Origin of the sequence: Brevundimonas sp. A19_0 (assembly GCF_017744255.1) — a bacterium.
Lineage (GTDB): Bacteria > Pseudomonadota > Alphaproteobacteria > Caulobacterales > Caulobacteraceae > Brevundimonas.
Genome location: NZ_JAGHQP010000002.1, coordinates 148,832 through 167,376, shown reverse-complemented (window position 1 = coordinate 167,376; position 18,545 = coordinate 148,832). Strand labels below are relative to the sequence as shown.

The 18,545-nt window shown below is 66.7% G+C and carries 18 protein-coding genes; 4 read left to right on the top strand and 14 right to left on the bottom strand.

What is annotated here, in order from left to right; translation table 11 throughout:
* Nucleotides 1–11 precede the first annotated feature (11 nt).
* A complete protein-coding gene (locus J7346_RS03110; protein WP_209117663.1) occupies nt 12–1,388 on the bottom strand; it encodes an NAD-dependent succinate-semialdehyde dehydrogenase in 1,377 nt (458 codons plus the stop codon).
* Between the two features lie 186 nt (nt 1,389–1,574).
* Here J7346_RS03110 and J7346_RS03105 point away from each other — a divergent pair, with 186 nt between their 5' ends.
* Complete coding sequence (locus J7346_RS03105) at nt 1,575–2,249, top strand: SDR family oxidoreductase (protein ID WP_209117661.1); 675 nt, start codon at nt 1,575–1,577, stop codon at nt 2,247–2,249.
* 13 nt (nt 2,250–2,262) lie between these two features.
* On the opposite strand, the gene J7346_RS03100 is transcribed toward J7346_RS03105, so the two are convergent.
* Nucleotides 2,263–2,826, bottom strand: a complete 564-nt coding sequence (locus J7346_RS03100; protein ID WP_209117659.1) for a lipocalin family protein — start codon at nt 2,824–2,826, stop codon at nt 2,263–2,265.
* A 256-nt stretch (nt 2,827–3,082) separates the two neighbouring features.
* Here J7346_RS03100 and J7346_RS03095 point away from each other — a divergent pair, with 256 nt between their 5' ends.
* Nucleotides 3,083–3,844 (top strand): DNA polymerase III subunit epsilon, encoded by a 762-nt coding sequence (locus tag J7346_RS03095; protein WP_209117657.1) that lies wholly within the window; start codon nt 3,083–3,085, stop codon nt 3,842–3,844.
* Between the two features lie 2 nt (nt 3,845–3,846).
* Here the strand turns inward: J7346_RS03095 and J7346_RS03090 are convergent, their stop codons facing one another.
* Nucleotides 3,847–4,503: an OmpW family outer membrane protein gene (locus J7346_RS03090; protein ID WP_245157601.1), complete on the bottom strand. Its 657-nt coding sequence runs from the start codon at nt 4,501–4,503 to the stop codon at nt 3,847–3,849.
* 284 nt (nt 4,504–4,787) lie between these two features.
* Here J7346_RS03090 and J7346_RS03085 point away from each other — a divergent pair, with 284 nt between their 5' ends.
* A complete protein-coding gene (locus J7346_RS03085; protein ID WP_209117653.1) occupies nt 4,788–5,000 on the top strand; it encodes a cold-shock protein in 213 nt (70 codons plus the stop codon).
* A 125-nt stretch (nt 5,001–5,125) separates the two neighbouring features.
* On the top strand, nt 5,126–6,700 hold the full coding sequence (locus J7346_RS03080) for a radical SAM protein (protein ID WP_209117651.1): 1,575 nt from the start codon (nt 5,126–5,128) through the stop codon (nt 6,698–6,700).
* A 9-nt stretch (nt 6,701–6,709) separates the two neighbouring features.
* On the opposite strand, the gene J7346_RS03075 is transcribed toward J7346_RS03080, so the two are convergent.
* From J7346_RS03075 to J7346_RS03025, 11 genes are all read right to left on the bottom strand, one after another.
* Nucleotides 6,710–7,810: a radical SAM protein gene (locus tag J7346_RS03075; protein ID WP_209117649.1), complete on the bottom strand. Its 1,101-nt coding sequence runs from the start codon at nt 7,808–7,810 to the stop codon at nt 6,710–6,712.
* Between the two features lie 77 nt (nt 7,811–7,887).
* Nucleotides 7,888–8,880 (bottom strand): hypothetical protein, encoded by a 993-nt coding sequence (locus tag J7346_RS03070; RefSeq protein ID WP_209117647.1) that lies wholly within the window; start codon nt 8,878–8,880, stop codon nt 7,888–7,890.
* Between the two features lie 10 nt (nt 8,881–8,890).
* A complete protein-coding gene (locus J7346_RS03065; RefSeq protein ID WP_209117645.1) occupies nt 8,891–10,387 on the bottom strand; it encodes an MBOAT family protein in 1,497 nt (498 codons plus the stop codon).
* 17 nt (nt 10,388–10,404) lie between these two features.
* Nucleotides 10,405–11,673, bottom strand: coding sequence for a cytochrome P450 (locus tag J7346_RS03060; protein WP_209117643.1), 1,269 nt, complete (start codon nt 11,671–11,673; stop codon nt 10,405–10,407).
* Nucleotides 11,658–12,089 carry a lasso peptide biosynthesis B2 protein gene (locus J7346_RS03055; protein WP_209117641.1) on the bottom strand — a complete coding sequence of 144 codons (432 nt, stop codon included), beginning with the start codon at nt 12,087–12,089 and terminating at the stop codon, nt 11,658–11,660. Before J7346_RS03055 ends, J7346_RS03060 begins: the two co-directional genes overlap by 16 nt.
* A complete protein-coding gene (locus J7346_RS03050; RefSeq protein WP_209117639.1) occupies nt 12,086–13,258 on the bottom strand; it encodes a nucleotidyltransferase family protein in 1,173 nt (390 codons plus the stop codon). The genes J7346_RS03055 and J7346_RS03050 overlap by 4 nt, the downstream gene beginning before the upstream one ends.
* On the bottom strand, nt 13,255–14,997 hold the full coding sequence (locus J7346_RS03045; protein WP_209117637.1) for an ABC transporter ATP-binding protein: 1,743 nt from the start codon (nt 14,995–14,997) through the stop codon (nt 13,255–13,257). Before J7346_RS03045 ends, J7346_RS03050 begins: the two co-directional genes overlap by 4 nt.
* Nucleotides 14,990–16,861, bottom strand: a complete 1,872-nt coding sequence (locus J7346_RS03040; protein WP_209117635.1) for an asparagine synthase-related protein — start codon at nt 16,859–16,861, stop codon at nt 14,990–14,992. The genes J7346_RS03045 and J7346_RS03040 overlap by 8 nt, the downstream gene beginning before the upstream one ends.
* A gap of 167 nt (nt 16,862–17,028) precedes the next feature.
* Nucleotides 17,029–17,175, bottom strand: a complete 147-nt coding sequence (locus tag J7346_RS03035; RefSeq protein ID WP_209117633.1) for a hypothetical protein — start codon at nt 17,173–17,175, stop codon at nt 17,029–17,031.
* A 150-nt stretch (nt 17,176–17,325) separates the two neighbouring features.
* Nucleotides 17,326–17,619 (bottom strand): PqqD family peptide modification chaperone, encoded by a 294-nt coding sequence (locus J7346_RS03030; protein ID WP_209117632.1) that lies wholly within the window; start codon nt 17,617–17,619, stop codon nt 17,326–17,328.
* Entirely contained in the window at nt 17,616–18,521 is a 906-nt protein-coding gene (locus J7346_RS03025; protein ID WP_209117630.1) for a hypothetical protein, read from the bottom strand. The genes J7346_RS03030 and J7346_RS03025 overlap by 4 nt, the downstream gene beginning before the upstream one ends.
* Nucleotides 18,522–18,545: the final 24 nt, after the last annotated feature.

The window sequence follows — 18,545 nt, the reverse complement described above, 5'->3', positions numbered from 1 at the left end:
GGCCCCGGCCCTCACGGCATGAAGATCGCCTTCGCATTGACGAACTCCTTCAGGCCGAACCCGCCGTGTTCGCGGCCGTAGCCGGAGTCCTTGACCCCGCCGAAGGGCATGTTCGGGTCGGCGGCGCCGAAGCCGTTGATGCGGACCATGCCGGTGTCGAACCGGTCACGGGCCAGGCGGAAGGCGCGGTCCTCGTCGGCCGAGAAGATTCCGCCGCCCAGGCCATAGCGGCTGTCGTTCGCCAGCTGGATTGCGTGTTCGTCATCGCGGGCGCGGATGACCGAGGCGACCGGCCCGAAGATCTCGTCGTCATGGGCGGGCATGCCCGGGGTGACGTCGCCCAGCACGGTCGCGGGATAGTAGGCGCCCTTGCGATCCGGCACCTTTCCGCCGCACAGGATTTTCGCGCCCTTCGCGACGCTCTTCTCGACCTGATCGCGGACGGTTTCGAACTGGTCCTGGCTGGACAGCGGGCCCAGCTCGCAGTCCTCATCCATCGGATCGCCCAGGGTGATGGCGTCCATCTGCGCCACGAACGCCTCGACGAACCGGTCATAGACGGCGTCCGTCACGATGAAGCGCTTGGCCGACACGCAGGTCTCGCCATTGTTGTAGAGCCGCCCCATGACCGAAAATTTGACGGCCGTCTCGATGTCGGCGTCCTCGAGCACCAGATAGGCGTCGTTCGACCCCAGCTCGAGCACGGTCTTCTTCAGCGCCTTCCCGGCCACGGACGCGACATGGCGCCCCGCGTCGTCGCTGCCGGTCAGGGTCACCCCCCGCACCAGTTGATGTTCGATCAGGGCGTCGCTGGTCTCATGGTCGATCACCACCACCTGGAACAGGTCCTCGGGCAGGCCTGCGGCGATGCAGAGCTCGCGCAGGCGCAGGGCCGACCCGGTGCAGATGCTGGCGTGCTTCAGGACACAGCCGTTGCCGGCCATCACCGCTGAGGCCAGCACGCGGACGGGCTGGTAGAAAGGGAAGTTCCACGGCTGGATGGAATAGATGACCCCGATCGGCTGATAGCTGACGACGCCGCGCTGGCCGTCGCTGCCGTAGGTGCGCTCCTCGTCCGCCAGCGCCGCAGGCCCCTTCTCGGCTGCATAGTCAAAGATGGCCGCGCAGATCTCGATCTCGGTCAGTCCATCCTTGAACAGCTTGCCGGTCTCGCACGTCATCAGGGTGGCCAGGTCCTCGGCCTCGTTGCGCAGCCTTTCGGCGATCGCCTTCAGCACCTTTGCCCGCTCCGAATGGTCCGTCTTGCGCCATTCCAGAAACGCCGCATGACAGGCTTCGAGGCGTTCTGTCGCCTCCGCCTCGGTCATGACATCATAGGTCTCGAGTTCCTGCCCGGTCGCGGGGTTTACGGTCGTGATGGTCGACATGGGGGTCCTTTCAGGGTGTCCGCCGTCAACGCGACCCGGCGGCGGACGTTGCCCCTTCCACCCGGATCGACGGTGCGACCCGACGCCACCCCCACCCCCTCGGCCGCCGCGTCGCTGCCTGCCGGAGGCAACGGAATGGGCTCAGAAGCGCTCGACAGGCCTCACCTTCAACACGGGATATCGACCATGAGCGCGAAGACACTCTTCATCACCGGCGCCTCCAGCGGCATCGGCGCCGCCACCGCACGCCTTGCCGTCTCGAAGGGCTGGCACGTCGGCCTGTTCGCGCGTTCCGAGGACAAGCTGCAGTCGCTGGTCAGTGAGCTGGGCGACAAGGCCATGGCCCTGCCCGGAGACGTTACCGAGCTCGACGAAGTGAAGGCCGCGCTGGACCGGTTCGTCGAGCACGCCGGCCCGCTGAAGGCAGCCTACGCCAATGCCGGCACGGGGCTTTCGACCTCGGGCACCGAGGCGGGCGACCCGGAGGAATGGGCGAAGATGATCCAGGTCAACGTCATGGGCGTGCTCTGGACCGCCAAGGCCGCCATGCCGCATCTCAAGCCCCAGGCCGGACATCTGCTGCTGACCGGCTCGGCCGCGGGCCGCCGCCACCTGTCCGGCTCGGTGTATGGCGCGACCAAGTGGTTCGTGCACGGCTATGGCGGCAATCTTGCCGAAGAAATGAAGGAATTCGGCGGGCGCTGCACCATCATCGCCCCCGGCATGGTGGACACGCCCTTCTTCGACGAAGCCAAGCCCGACAAGCTTCAGCCGGAAGACGTGGCCCGCGCCGCCGTCTTTGCGCTCGAGGCCGACCCGCGCTGCTCGGTCAACGAAGTTTTCCTGATGCCGACGCAATAGGCGCCGGTGGGCCTCAGGCCGGTGGCTGGGCCACCGGCCGCACGAGGCTCGTGTCGTAGCCCAGTTCGGCGACGCGGCGCAGGAGGGTCTCGCGGACCTCGGCCGAGGGGTTCGGCTCGCGGCTCAGCAGCCAGAGGTAGCGGCCCGACGGCTCGCCCACAATCGACCAAGAATAGTCCTCGGCCCGGTCCAGCACCCAGTAGTCCCCGAAATAGAAGGGCCCGAAGAACGAGACCTTGAGCTTGGCATTGCCCGAGTCCTCAACGACCCTGGCCTTGCCTTCGGCCGTTCTCGCCTCTCCGTCCACGCTGTCCTGGCGACAGGTGTTCAGCACCCCCACCAGCCCGTCCTCCCGAAGCGTGTAGCGGGCGGTCACGCCTTCGCAGCCCTTTTCGAAGCCGTTTTCGTACCGCCCGATTTCGTACCAGAGGCCGGAGTACCGGTGCAGATCGACGGACCTGGCGGGCTCGGGAACATCGGGGTTGCCCACCGGCCCCCTTTGCAGGGTCGCGCAACCGGCGAGCGCAACTGACAGACCGGCGACAAGGGCGAGAGCGGTGACAGGCTTGATCGACATGGCGCTCAAACGACGGATGCCGACCTGTGTTCCGCACGATGTGTGCGAAGCCGGAGCGACTTTCCCGACGCAACTCCGGCCCGTGGCATACTATACCCCTGCCCTTCGCCCTGAGGAATAAGAGCCCTGATGTCGATGTCTCCCGCCCGTCCGCACATTCAGACGATTGAGACTATTCAGACCATTCAGACGGTATTTTTGTCCGGTCGTCGGGGCGCCCCGGCAACCGGCCGGACCCTGCATCATTGAGCCTGGCATGAGCGACCCGAATGCCCGGCGCGTGCGCGTCATCGACCTCGAGACGGCGGGCAGCAGTCCGTCCGATGTATGCGAGATCGGCTGGCAGGATGTGGAACAGGGCCCGGACGGCACCTGGCAGGTCTCTGCCGCCTCGCGCGGGGCGCGGTTCGTTGACCCCGGCCGACCGATCTCCCCCGGCACCATGGCCGTGCACCATATCCTCGACGAATGGGTCGCGGGCGTCGGCTACTGGCGCGATGTGGCGCCCGCCGTGCTGAGACCCGAAGGCGGCGTCATGGCGCTGGCCGCGCATCGGGCCAGTTTCGAACAACGCCACTGTACGCCCGACCTGACCGGCTCGGCCGACTGGGTCTGCACGTGGAAATGTGCCCTGCGACTCTGGCCGGACCTCCCGCGCTTCTCCAACCAGATGCTGCGCTATCTGCGCCGGCCCGAGGGGCTGGATCACGACCTCGGTCTGCCGGCGCACCGCGCCCTGCCGGACGCCTATGTGACCGCCCACCATCTGCGCGACATGCTGAACGCTGCGCCGCTCGAAACCCTGCTGCACTGGAGCCGCCAGCCGGGCCTGCTGCCGCGGGTGCCGACGGGCGCGCACCGGGGCAAGGCCTGGTCAGCGGTCGAGGATGCGGCCCTGGCCACCCTCGCCCGGGACCGCGACCCCGACATCCGCTTCAGCGCCGAGACCGAGGTGCGGCGGCGCGCCGGACGGGCCGGGCCCGAAAGCCCCCTGCCCGTCCAGCGCACCCTCCTGTGACCTCAGAACTTCCGGCCGAAGCCGACCGACACGACCCAGGGGTCCAGGTCCACATCGCTGGTCAGGGCGCCGCCGTTGATCTCGGCGTCGGTGTTGAACCAGACCTTCTTGACGTCGACGTTCAGGCTCCAGGGCCCGGTCAGGCCGATGTCGGCACCGGCCTGAAGGGCCATGCCGAGACCGTTGTCGAGATCGACCGTGAAGCCGTTCTGGTCATCGCCCGAGTAGAAGATCATGGCGTTCACTCCGGCCCCGACATAGGGGCTGACGCGGCCCTCGGTCATTGGCCGGTACTGCACAGTCACCACCGGCGGCAGCACCCAGGTCTCGTGGACCACGACATCCGTTGTCGGCCCCTTGGCGCGGATTTCGTGCTGGGTCGTGCCCAGGATGGCCTCGACCGCCCAGTGATCCGTCAGGAAGTAGGTGAAGCCCAGCGTCGGCATGATGTCGTCCGACACATCGACATGCAGGCCGCTGTCAGCGCCACCCGAGGTCAGGATGCGGTCCTCGGTCGTGGGCGCCACATCCGTGATCCGGCCGGTCACGATCCAGTCGCCGGCGCGCGGCGGGCTCCACGGCTCGGCCGACTGGGCCTGGGCGGTTCCGGCGGCGCCGGCCGCCAGCGCAAGGGAGATGAGAGCGGTTTTGAAGGTCATGTTGAACATCCCCGACGGTGGACGATCGCACCATGCGGTCCAGCGCCTTGGCCTGCCGTGCGCCCGTCTCCGAAGCGTTGCCTTGATCCATGTCAAACCCTCCGCAGGGTGCGGCAATATGGGACAGGCCTTGCTTTCGCCGCGTTCGGCGCGCATACGGGGCCGGTCAACATCTCTGCGCAACGCCCTTTTTCTACTTTGCGACGCATCGAGATAAGCCGTTACCTCAGACACGACGGGCCCCGGGAATGTTTCTTCGGGTCAACGCCAACGGAGGTCTCAACATGGCTACCGGCACAGTAAAATGGTTCAACTCCACCAAGGGCTTCGGCTTCATCCAGCCGAACGACGGTGGCACGGACGTGTTCGTCCACATCTCGGCCGTCGAGCGCGCGGGCCTCGGCTCGCTCAACGAAGGCCAGACGGTCTCCTACGAGCTGGAACGTGACCAGCGCAGCGGCAAGACCTCGGCCGGACAACTGCAAATCCAGGCATAAGCCCGACTTGCATTGACGACCTGGAGGCCCGTCATCTCTCCGGAGGTGGCGGGCCTTCTGCGTTCAACCCGTAGTCATGGCGTCCGGCGCGGTGTACCTTGAGAGGCTTTCGAGAGTCCCCCCGTATGGTCCGTTTCCTCCTCATCGCACCCCGCCCCCACTGGGATGCCGACTTCGGCGGGATCGCGGGCGGACCCGGCGATTCTGTCACACGGGTGGCGCCGATCGCCATCGCCACCGTGGCGGCCATGGCGCCGGAGGGGATCGAGGTCGCCCTGCATGACGAGGCGCTCGCTCCGGTCGATTTCGAGGCCCGCGCCGACTTCATCGGCATCACGGCCAATGTCTCGCAGGCCCGGCGCGCCATCGAGATCGCCAGGGAGTTCCGCGCGCGCGGCAAGCCCGTCATCATCGGCGGTCCGCACATCACCCTCGACCCCCAGGTCTTCGACGGCGCCTGTGACGTCGCCGTGACCGGTGAGTTCGAGGAGATCGCCGAGAGCTTCTATGCGGACATGCTGGGCGGCACGCTCAAGCCCCGCTACGTGGGCGGACGCCCCGACCTGGCCCGATCGCCCGTGCCCGCCTGGCAGCTGTTCGACAATGACCGGGCGCTGGTCGGTGTCGTCCAGACCAGCCGCGGCTGTCCGTTCGAATGCAACTACTGCGACGTCATCCAGTACCTGGGCCGCAAGCAGCGCCACAAGACGCCCGATCAGGTGATCACCGAGGTCCAGCGCCTGTACGACCTCGGCTACAACCGCATCGCCCTGGCCGACGACAATTTCACCGTCTATCGCAAGCGCGCCGCCGAACTGCTCGACGCCCTGAGCGCCTGGAACGGGCGCGACGGCCGCGACCATGTGATCTTCGCCACCCAGGTCTCGATTGATGTCGCGCGTGACGACGACATGCTCACGGCCTGTGCCGAAGCGGGGGTGTCGAACCTGTTCATCGGCGTGGAGTCGGTCAATGAGGAGAGCCTCAAGGCCAGCAAGAAGCGGCAGAACCTGAACACCGACATGCAGGCCCAGCTGCGCAAGGTCGTCAGCCACGGCCTCAAGGTCGAGGCCGCGCTGATGGTCGGCTTTGACGCTGATGACCTCACGATCTTCGAGCGCCAGTACCGTTTCGGCATGGGCCTGCCGGTCGGGACCTTCAAGATCTCATCGTTGGTGGCCCCCATGGCGACGCCGATCTATGCCGAGATGCTCCAGGCCGGGCGGCTGGACCTGACGGGAGAGCAGGCTCACTTCCCGGGCGCCGACATGGTCACCAACATCGTCCCCGCCCAGATGACCAGACAACAGCTCTACACGGGCACGCGCTGGCTGATCAGCCGCCTGTACAGCCCGGCGGCCTTCTGGACCCGTTTCGAGGCGCTGGCGGAGATACTGGGCCCCAACCCCCTGCTGCAGCGCGGCACCGGCCGCCTCCACAATCCCCCGTCCCGGGCGAAGGCCAATGCCCACTTTGGCCGGATGGCGCGCGCAATCGGCCGCGCCTATCCCGACATCGCCGAGGTGATCGGCAAGGCCAACCGGCTGATGCGCGCCCGCCCGGAGGTCCGGGATGGACTGGCCGACATCCTGACCACCTGGATGCTGTCCCTGTACGTCCATATCGAGAAGGGCGTGTACGACCCTGAGTGGGCCCTGATGGATGGGCCTCCGTTCGAACGGGCTCGGTCGGCCGCCTGATTGCCGGGCTCAGGCCGCGAGGGTGGCTCGGCCAGAGGCATCCCGTTCAATCAGGAAGATGCGGCCAAGCGTGGCGATCATCTCCAGCCAGTCGGCCAGTGTCGCCTCACTGACCAGATCGACGTCGCGCGGCTCGAACTTGGAGGACCAGCCGCCGCTGTACATGCGGCACTCCGAGCAGACGGCGTCCGAGGTGCCGCACTTTTCGTTGCCCTGCTGCAGGTCGGTCTTGAAGTAGCGCATCTGGCCGACCATCCGCGAATGGCAGTCGCGGGCGACGCCCGTCTCCGGGTCGATGTCATAGAGCGGGCCGGACTGGGTCGCCCAGGCATTGTAGGCCTTCGAATAGACAACCGTGTCCGGGAAATCCTCGATCAGGCCATCCATTGTGCGCCGGACCTCGCCCAGGCTCTCGTCATCCCACAGCAGATTGCTCTCGGTGCTGGAGATGCGGAAGAACGCGCGATCGTTCCCCTCGCCCTCGGTCAGCTTGCGTAGATAGGTCTGGGTGGGCGAGTACATGTTGAAGGTGACCGGCAGGCCGTTGTCGCGACCGATCTCGGCCAGACGCCGGGCATCCCCGATGTTCGTCTTCGTGAGGGTGAAGAGCAGGATCGCCCGCGGATCGCCGGCATAGTTCCGGATGGCCTTGTGAAACGAGCGCCCGCCCCGGAGGTCGGCATCGGTCTCCGCGTCGACCCCCCAGACCGAAACACCGATCCGGTACGGCACGGCCGGGTCGATCCGGACGGTGCCGTTCGTGCCGATGTTCCCATAGGGAAAGTACTGGCTGGCGGCGATCAACCGGTCCTGATGCAGTGCTGGCTCGGCTCCGACGAAATAGGCCATGGTCACGCCGCGTTCGGCCTCGGCGGCGAAGAACCGGTCCCAGGTCCCGATATCCTCGACGTCCTTTATCGGTTTGAAATCATCCGAGAAATAGTAGCAGCCCTCGCAGAACAGATTGCAGCGCGTGGCGACCTCATAGAAGGCCGGCTTGCGGAAGGCGCGTACGACCCGCTTGGCCTCCTCATAGGCTGGCGCCAGGTGCGGCGCAGCCTGGAGAAGGCTCGCCAGCCGCGCCAGCCGTGATCTGCGGGTACTCGACACTGTGACTCCCATCCCGACGCCGGGTCGGACAGGCGACGCTACCATGGCTTGTGCGTCCTTGGGAGGGGCTCTCCTGGTCACGCGGGACATCCGGGCGCATCATCCCCACGGGCCCGCAGAACCGCAGCCAGATCGGCGGAAAAGATCCTTGCCCCTTCCGGATTCATGTGATTCGGGTCGACGAAGAGTCTGGAGGGATAGACCCGGGCAGGGTCACGCCATGCATTGACGACCACGGCGCCCTGATCCTCCACCTCGTCCAGTGACCGCCATAATCCATCCAGTTCCTCAGCCAGCCCCTCACGCGTGCGGCGCTGGAACTCGGGCGATGCGGGCGGCACGACGATGTATAACTGTCCTCCGGACGCGCGTATGCGGGCGTTGATATCCGCAATAGCGCGCCCGGCGCGCTCCGGAACCGAGGGGTCGTAGAAGCGGATCGAGCGGATATCCTCGAGGCGCGCGGCAGCCTCCCGGTCGGCCAGGGCCAGTTCGTCATCGGCGCCCAGAGTGCCATCGAGGCGCCAGATCAGGGACCCCACGGGTTTCGCCTCTGGCCGCAGGCCAACCCGGACAAGGACGTTCTGGAAGCGGCGGCGCCAGTCGTCATAGCCAAGGGCCGGTGAAATGCGCGTCACCGCGTACTGGCGCCAGTCGCCGCCGATCATGTCGTTCTGACCGTTCTCGAACAGGAAGCGGTACGTCAGTCGCCGGTTGTGGGTCCGGCCCGATGCCGAAATGGAATTGTCGTAGAAGACCGCCCCGGGGCTGAGCGCCAGAAACCAGTGGCGGGGCGGATCGGGCCGATCAAGAACAAGGTCGACCATCGCCCGCGTCTCGAACAGGTCCTGAAGCACGAAGAAGAAGTCGGCGCCGTCGGTGCAGAGGGCATCGAAGCGGATCGCGCCCCCCACCGAACTGCCGACGATGATGGCGTCACGCCCCGAGGTCGCGGCGAGCAGGTCGTTCATGGGGTCGAGATAGCGACGGTCCTCAAACTGACGGGAGGCCAGATTGAGGCCTGCCAGCAGAAGAGCGGCCAGGGCGACGAAAAGGATCAGGCGGCGCATCGGATCCCCGTCAGAAGTTGAAGTACAGGAAGCCGGGCTTGTCGAACGTCCCGAACATCAGGATGGCGGCAATCAGGGCATAGTAGAAGCCCCCGGCCACGATCGCTCCCCGGGCCCGCACCCGATCGAACACGGGGCGGCGGGCGTCCAGCCACTGGTAGAGTTCAAGGGCAATGATCGCCACGACTAGGTAGCGGGGAATGGTCGCAAAGCCGGCGACCAATGATGCGGGATCCCGCAGAAGCCAGCCGGACAGTTCGGCCATGCGGCCCCAGGCCTGGATCGATGTCTGCCACCCGGGAGTGGCAACCATGGACCCGAGCAGGATGAGGAAGCTCCACAGGACGACGCGGTTCAGCCCGTTCTGAAGGCCGATCTCCAGGTCGCGCGGGACACCGAGGCCTCGAGCCAGGCCATTCGAGAGCGCCGTCGCTCTGCGGCTACGTCGCACGATCCCCTCACCGATCATGACGAAACCGGCGATGAGGCCGGCCGCCAGCCAGGTCCAGGCCGCCCCGTGCCACAGGGCGACAATGGCTATGGTCAGCAGGGTCGCCAGCGCCCGGCGGACAGCCTTGTCCTCCCGCCGCCCCCTGCTCCTGCCGCCCCCACGCGCAATCGGCAGATAGACGTAATCGCGGAACCAGGTGGAGACGGTGATATGCCACCGCCGCCAGAACTCGGCCACGGACACCGACGCCAGCGGCCGGTCGAAATTCTTCGTCAGCTGAATGCCCAGGATCAAGCTGGAGCCGATGGCGATGTCGGCATAGCCGGAAAGGTCGGCATAGTACCGGTAGATTTCCCCGGCAGCGGCCGTGAGCACCAGCAGGGGCGAATGATCCAGAGGCTGGTTCAGGACGGGCGGGACCAGATCCGCCAGTCGATCCGCAATCACCAGCTTCTTGAAATAGCCTACCAGCATGAGCGCGCCGCCGGCGGCCGCGCGGCCGACGTCGAACATCCGCTCCTTGCGGAATTGCGGCAGCAGGGTTCCTGGCCGTTCGATCGGCCCTGCAAGGAGTTGTGGGAAGTACATCACATAGACGGAGAAGTAGCCGAGGTGCCGTTCCGGCTCTTTCCGACCCCGATAGACGTCGATGACATAGCCCAGGGTCTGGAAGGTGTAGAAGGAGATGCCGAGCGGCAGCAGCAGGCTGACCGGCTCGAAGGCGCGACTGTCACCCCCGTGGTAGATCGTCAGGCCCGTATTGGCGACCAGGGCAAGGTACTTGAACGTGAACAACAGCCCCAGATTGCCGCACAGGCTGATGGCCAGCAGCGCCTTCTTCCGCCAGCCGGGCCGGGCGGAAGGCAGTCTCTGCCCCACGAAGAAATCGATCAGGGTGGACACCCACAGCAGCCACAGGAAATCCCACCGCCAGGCCGCGTAGAACAGATTGCTCATGAGCAGCAGCACGACCCATCGCCAGCGCTGCGGCATCGCGAAATAGAGGACGACCACGAGCGGCAGGAACAGCAGGTAGTCGAGGCTGTGGAAGCTCATGGTCGGTCAGGCGCCGGTCACCGCGCTCGCGGCCGGACCCGGATCGGGGCGCGACCATGAGGACGAAGGGCAAAGTCGACCCAGCAGGTGAGATCCTGCCCCGGATTTGGCGACAGGTCATAGGCGCCGACCACATGGCCGATGGCCCGACTGAGCACGAGGAAGGCGAAGGAGGTGCCCACGCACCCCCGCGGCCCGGCCCCGAACGGCAGCCAGAGCTTGCGGTGGGCGGCGAGGTCCGCGCCCATGAAGCGATCCGGCACGAAGTCGTCGGGCCGCTCCCACAGATCGCGATTGCGGTGCATGGGATAGATGCCGAGGACTGCGGTAAATCCACCGGGCACGACCTCCCCCGCAACGTCCAGATCGACGGTCACGTCCCGCAGGATTTGCGGAATCGGCGGGTAGAGCCTGAGGGCTTCGTGAATGACGGCGCTGGTCAGGGGGCAGGACCGCAAGTCTCTCGCCGGATCGGCCGGCCCGGGACCGGCGGCCCATTCTTCCCTCACCCGGTCCTGGATGTCCGGGTGTTTGGCGAGCAACCAGAGCGCCCAGGTCAGGGTGGCCGTCGCATTGTCATGTCCGGCATGCAGGAACAGCAGGGCCGTGTTGAGCATGCGGTAAGGCTCGCCGAAGTCCTCGGCGCGCACCGCTACTGCCCGGGCACTCAACGCCCGGAGGCAGGCGATCTGGTCACGGAGGGGGGCATAGGCCAGGCGATCCATATCCTCGGCCGTCGCCTCGAGCAGCGGATCACTCTCCGCGGCCTCCTCCTCTGTGCAGAAGAAGGCGCGCCAGAGGGCTTGCATGGTCAGATGCCGGGCCCCGCGAAACAGGTCGACCGGTCCCTCCGTCCAGCTCGACAGGACATGGGAGCAGGCCCGCGCGACGCGCTCGACCGTCGTACGTTCTTGCGTGCCCTGAATTGGACTGAGGAAGGCCTGACGCCATGCCGGCCACTCCATCTCCTCGCCCTGGAGCAGGGTATCGCCAAAGCTGCTGCCGAGGACGCGGTCGTGGAGGCGTGACCGTGGATAGAGACCTTCACGGTTCTGGAGCACCCTCACAACCGTGGCCGGATCCGTCAGCATGACGATGCGGCGCTTGCCGACCCGGGCCTCGACGGCTCGCGCCTCAAGACAGGCCGACGACCAATATTTGTGGGGCAGCTGCAGGGCCCGGACCATGCCGGGGAATTCCAGGGGTGCGCGCCCCTCGAAGTCGAGCCTGGGCAGGCAACTGCCAGTGCGCGCCTCCTCGAACCCCGGCTTTAGGTGCTGTCGCATGTCGCCGCCTGATCTTTCGCCGGGAACCGGGCCAGTTCGACGAATCTGGGCGCGGCTTCCTCCCCGATTACCATGTGCCCGCCCGATGTCACCCAGACGTGCGCCTGAAGACCTCTTCCGGGCGTAGGCTCTCGGGCGATTCCATAGTGAAGAACACAGGAGAGGCCCCGACGCCGCAGCATCGCCTGAACCGCCAGACCCTGTTCGAAACACAGGGCGCGCCAGGGAACGTTCCGCGCGGCGCGCCGGACCGCGCGCCTGACCGGCAGGATTTCGTCCCGCGACACCGCCGGCCGCCCCCCTGCAGACTGGACGGTCCGGGCGACGCGTCGGAACGGGATGAAGGCCACTGCGAATGCCCCGATCCCGAGCGCGACAACGGCCTCGGTCAGGATCGGCACATCGGTCACTTTCATGATGCCCTCCGCCCAACGGGCGCCAGCCGCCGCCACAGCCACCGGGGCAGTCGCAGCAGATAGTAGAGGGCGGTCAGGCCCCGCGGCAGACCAAGCTCGACCCGGTCGTGGTCGCCCCGGCCGTTGCGCGCCAGCTCGAACAGAAAAGCTTGCCGGGACCCGCCGGTGAAGTGGCGGCCGATGCGGTTCATCCACCACGGCCTGCTGTGAGCCGAAACCTCGGTCCGGCCCTCGCCCCAGGCCAGATTCGAGAGCGCGCCCTGAACCAGATAGCGTCCTGCCAGGTCCAGCCGCTGCAGCGGCACAGGCATGTCGAACAAGGTCGAACAAAGGTGCAGGGCCACATCAGGTCCGCGTCCGCCGCCCATGGCCACGGCCTCATCCCTCAGTCCCCGAACCTCGGCTTCCGACTTCTGCCGCAGGAAGGCCGCGACGTCCGCGATCCACTTCAGGCGCGACCAGCTGTGGCGGGTGCCGTGAACGGTCAGATAGGCAAACAGCTCGGCGTCGGCCAATGTCCGCAAATGCCCCGACGCAACCGACACACGCCGGGTACGCGAGAGGCTCAACCCGGCCAGCTCATGTGGATTATCGACGAGTTTCCAGTGAAGTTCGACGAAGACCTTGCGCACCGGGTGCATCAGAACGCACTCTTTCGACACGGTCTGGAAGCGAGCGAAGGCCTCGGGCGACAGCCCATCGGGGCGATGCAGCACATAGCCCCGGCTGGCCAGCAGCGTGAGCGCCGCGTCGATCTGAGCGGGCGGAACCAGCAGGTCGATGTCCCACGAGTCCTTGAGGCCGATGTCGTCATGGATCAGGCAGGCGAGAGCCGTGCCCTTCAGAAAGATGGCATGAAGGCCGGCCTGATCGAAGGTCGTCTGCAGGGCCACGCTCTCTCCGGCCAGCAGAAGGCTCCGCATCGCCGCGCGGGACGCCATGTCCCTCAGTCCTGCGCCGGTCGCGGGATCAGGCTCGACGCCGGCCTTTTGCAGGGCCGCAAGGACCTGGGGCGCAACCCTGTGTCGGGCGACGGTAGCGAGGAGAGCCTTGCCGTCCAATGCGGGATGCGCCGCAAGCCGCACCACGGCGTCATCGGCCGCCCGTTCGGCACCGGGGCGACAACAGGCCGCCACAAGCCGGAGCTCCAGCGGAAGGGGAGCGCTCATCGGCGGGTGTCGTCGATCAGACGCCCCCCCTCGAACATGAGACGGCGGTCGCATGCCGCCAGGACCTGGGGGCGGTGGGAGATGACCACCATCAGCGGGCGCGGCTCGAGCGCAGCGAGGGCGGCCAGGACGGCGGCCTCGCTCTCGGCATCGAGAGCGGAGGTGGCCTCGTCCAGGATCATGACCTCGGGACGCCGCAGCAACGCCCGCGACAGGGCAAGGCGTTGACGCTCGCCTCCGGACACGAGCGCGCCATTCTCTCCCACAATGCTGTCGAGGCCCTCCGGCATGCGACCGACGACCTGGTCGGCGCCGGTGAGTTCGAGGGCCCGGGCGATCGCTGTCTCGTCGGCATCGACCCCGCCCCAAAGGAGGTTGTTCCGCACCGTGTCGTTGAAGAGCAGCGGGTCCTGGGTGACGTAGGCCAGCCTCGAGCGCCAGTCCGGGACGGTGCCAGCATCGAGTCGCTGGTCTCCTACGGTGATCTGGCCCTGCTGCGGCTCCAGCAGGCCCGCGAGCAGGTCCGCGAAGGTGGTCTTGCCGGCGCCAGACGAGCCACCCACCGCGATCAGCTCTCCGGGCTGGAGCGCAATGCTGAGCTCGCGCACACCACCCCGCCCTCCCGAGGCCGTATGCAGGCACGTGACGCCCTCAAAGCGAACCGGACGATTTCGGGGGAGCTGGCTGGTGGCCGGCTCGCCCGTCCGGTCGCGCAAAGGCAGCTCGGTCAGGATTTGCTGCAGGGCCTGCCAGGCCGGCAGGGCATAGGCGATCTGCTGCATGCCCGACTGGATTTGCGCGGCGGGGGCGGCAACTCGCGCCAGCACGACCAGAAGGGCCAGCAAGACGGCCGGCGGTGACCCCAGCACGAAATAGCCGAGCATCAGGACGCCGCACGCGACGGCCGCGCCGAGCAAACTCCACATCACGCGCAGGGCGGCCTGCCGGTTGACGAAGGCAATCTGCTGCCGGGCGGCGAGGTCGAGGTCGCGTCGGAAGCCGGCCACGAAGGCGGCATCCATATTCTGGCTCATCGCGGCCTTGAGTCCCCCCAGAAAGCGGCCGAGCTCGACCATGATGGCCATGTTCGCCGCGGTAACTCTCGCGCCGATGTAGCGCGTCGCGCCCAGCCAGCGGCCCATGACGAGCGCGCCGACTGCGAGCAAGCCGAGCGCGACAAGCGCCAGCTGCGGGGCCAGCATCACCGCAACAGCAGCCTGAACGACGACCAGGACGACGGCGACGCCACCCTGCAGCAGGAAATGCACCCCTGCTGAGCATCGCTGGATGTCGCCGCTCATCAGATGGGTGATGCGCCCATGGCCCAGGGCATTGAGCTCGGTCCACCGGCTGTCCGCCAAAGCCTGCGCCAGCATGGACCTCTTCGACTCCAGGTAGCCGATCTGCAGAGCGCCCAGCCGGAGATCGCGCTGCCAGAGGACAAGAGCCCTCAGGCCCATCACTCCCCCGAAGAGCAGCAGGATTATGGGCAGGCGGGCCGAATCCCGGACCTGTGGGAGAAGGGTCCACACGGCGGCGGGCAGCCCGGAGAGCGGGTTGTCCCCGGCGAACAGGGTGGCCAGCAGGGGGACGAGCAGGAACAGGCTGGCTCCCTCCAGCACGGCCCCCGCCGCAACCAGGAGCAGCAGACCCGGCGTGCGGCGGCCCACATAATTCGCCAGATCGCGGATGAAGCCGCCTGCCTGACCCAATGCCTGGGATTTCCCGGATTCAGGCATTCGTACGGGACGCCTTCCTGAGGAAATGGCCCGCGGAAATGCCGCGTAGCAACTTCAGACGATACTCGCGTTCCACTTCAGGCCGCGCCCACCCGTCGGCCGGCAGGTTTTCCAGAGCCGCTTCCAGTCGGTCAAGATCCAGCAGTGCCCCTGCGCCCTCGACGTGGCGCAGACGTCCCAACTCGTCGTGCAGACTGTGGTGAGACCTCTGGAGGTCCTCAAACCAGTCAGCAGCCTGATAGCCCTTGGCCCGTTCGCCAATGACCTCGGAAGGCAACCGGTCAGCCAGTCCCACGCGCGCCAGCCGGCGCGGCAGACCTTCGGCCAGAAACGCCCGCGTCGGGAGCGCGAGGCAGTATTCCACCAGACGTCGGTCCGCCGTCGGATCGCGGATATCCAGCCCCCAGCCCGCGAGCATGCCCTTGTTGTAGTTGCCGGGATCGAACCTCCGCAGGATGCGAAGCCGTTGGGCGAAGGCATCGGCTTCGGCGCGGTAGCCGAGGTCATGGCCCGCCGCCTCGGCGCGCGCGGCAATATCGTATTGCACGACCGCGCTCTCCGGGAGGGCCGAGTAGTCGCCCAGCCGGGTGACCCGGCCCCGGAGGCGGCCCGCGACGCGCCAGAGCGTATCGGGCACGAGCTGTCCGAAGGACCTGGCGAGATAGCCTTTCCAGCGCATTCGTCCGGAGCGAACGAGACCCCGGCCTTCCCGCACCAGACCGACCACGTCGCCTCGCATCAGGAGCTCCCCGGGCAGGGTCGTCCCGCTGTAGCTGAAGCTCATATTCCCCGCATTGCCGACCAGCATCACCGCGAGTCCGAGCTGGCGAGCCTCATCGTTGATGCGGTTCGTCCAGCCGAGATTGCAGATGTTGAGGACCGGGCGCTCGAACAGGAGAAACGCCTGGTCCAGAGGGCTGGCGAGGTCGTGTCCACCGCTGCGCACGACCCGGTGGTCTATATTGGGATAGAGCCGGGCAGTCGCGGTCGCGAGACGCGACTCGTCCTCGATGCGGCCCGGCTTGCCAGGCAGATCAGCCCCGCGTCGCGGTGCCGCCGTGAAGGCGGTCACCTGCCCCCCCCGGTCGGCCATGAGCCGGGCGGCCGTAGCCGTGACTGCCGCGCTGTCGAGCCCGGCACTCAGATGACTGCCGACCCGCCTTCCCGCCCCCCTCAGCCGCGCGGCAACCGCACGATCCAGAAGCTCACGGAAGCCCTCGACCTGCGCCTCGAAGTCCACGGGCACAGGCCGGTTGCGGTCCGGTTCCCAATGTCGGCGTGTGACCATTCCTCGCCGGCTGAACTGGACATAGTGACCGGGTTCGACGCGCCAGACATGACGAAACCATGTCCCCGGTCCGCTCTCGGGGATAAGGGCCAGCAGGCCGGCCAGCGCCGCTTCATCAGGCTCGATCGGAACATCGGGCAGGGCATGGAGGCCCTTGGCCATCGAGGCAAAAGCGACAAATCCATCCCTGTGGTGAAAGTGGAGCGGCTTGGCCCCCAGGGCGTCACGGGCCAGGGTCAGCTGCTGTTCCTGGCTATCCCAGACGGCAAGGGCATAGTCGCCATAGACATGGTCAAACAGACCGAGCCGCCATTTCTCCCAGGCCCGAAGGACGAGACGCGTATCTGACATGACCGCCGCCTCGCCAGCCGGCATGTCGAGCGCAGCGGCCATTCCGGCGCGATCATCCAGCCGCACATCTGCCACGAGCGTATAGCGACCACAGCCGCTGACGAGCGGTGGCACATCGAAGCGGTCTTCATCCAGTCGGTCCGAGCGTCGCAGGGCAAAGGCGATGTTGCCGCCGTCCCATGCGCCCTCGCCGTCCAGCCCGTACATGCGCTGGGCGTGGTCCATGGCTCGGCATTCAGACAGAACGGGCCGCCCGTCCAGACGCCAGCATCCCGACAGAGCCGTCATCGCGCGTCAGCGTTCGCCGAATTCAAAGCAGCCCCCTTGAGGCGACGGCAGTGATCGGCATCAGACCCGAAAGAGCCAATCCGGCCAGCGCGGCCCCCTCCAGGTCAAGAGGCGGAGGTGATCCCGTCGGTTCCGGGGGTGACGTCATTCTCGGCCTGGCCGACATCCAGTCGCTGCAGTTGCGGGGCCGTCCATGTCTTCACGGTCGAGGACGGAAGCGTTTCATCAGGGGTGACGACAGGGTCGCTCATAGCGGTTGAATCCTTACTGGTTTTGCAGACAGTGCCACGGAAGCAAAATCTGTCAAACTCAATCGCGTAAAGCGACGGGCGTTCCCGTAAATCGGGCATTGCGTGGCTCCAGCGCCTCCGCCAACCGGCTGTCGGCGCCTGCCGAAGCCCTCACAGCCGTCGGATCAATCCCTCTGATTCGAGCGAGGTCAGAAGGGCGAACACGTCGGTCCGGCAGACCTCCCGCGAGACATCGTATTCCGTCGTCAGTTGTCCGATGACATCGCCGACGGCGACAGGGGACGCGATCAGGTCCCAGATGCGCGACCCGATGGCGTCCAGCCCGTAACAGGTCCCGCGCTCCACGTTCATGGCCATGACCTCACCATCGACGCGGGTGGTTATCAGGTCCCCCGACGCCACGACACGCTGATCGTCGGCAAAGGTCGTTTCCATGCAGCTCATGCCAGTTTCTTTCCCATCCCTGATCGGAGAAGGCGGTCAACCATTGCCTCGACCTCGGCATCGAAGACATCATGTCCCCAGGGCCGCGCCCACTCCAGAATTGCGGCGCCCGACGCCACAGCGATGCAGTTGCGAAAATGCTCTGCCTGCAGCCCGAGGGCACCGACCACCGCGCGCCGATAGGTTTCAGACATCAGCAGTTGCAGCGCGCTTCTGCCCCGCACACGCGTCAGAGTGCCGTCCTCCTCCCCCGCCCGCTTCAAACGAATGACGGCGGCGAGCGGAACCGGGGTCTCGTTGACTTCGACCGGCAGGGGCATCTGGTATTTGTCGAGGTCGTCGTGAACGCGCTCGAGCGCTTCAAGCGTCTGGCCTCTCTTCTCGGCCGCATCCGCCCACAGCTTGAGACGCGGCAGACCGCGGTAGGCCACAGGCGCGCCCCCCTCCACCCCGATCACGCAGACATCGTCGCACAGGACCGGGTAGCCGTGATCCGAAAACCACGCCGCCAGGGTCGACTTTCCCGCGCCGGAAGGTCCCGTGAAGGCCAACGCCCTCCCCGCAAGGATCACCGCATTGGCATGAAGCGGGAGGAGGCCACGCTGGTGAACAAGGACACCCAGCGCCGAGCCGAGCAGGAACAGCCTGAGGTTCCTGTCAGAGCAGTCCGGCGCGCCATCCACGACGATCGAGGTTCCCGCCTCGATGCGGAAACGACCAATGCCCGGCAGGTTCAGGATCGTGATCCGGCCCTCATGCCGAAGGGTCTCGGTGCCGATGTCCTTTACAGGGCCGCAGCTCACAGTGACGACGTCCCGGGATCCGACCAGCGCGATTTCGCTCAGTTCCGGCAGCGGAATTTCCGAGCGCAGGCACAGGTTGAAACAGGCATAGTCGGGCACACGCCCCTGCTGGCCCGTTTTGCA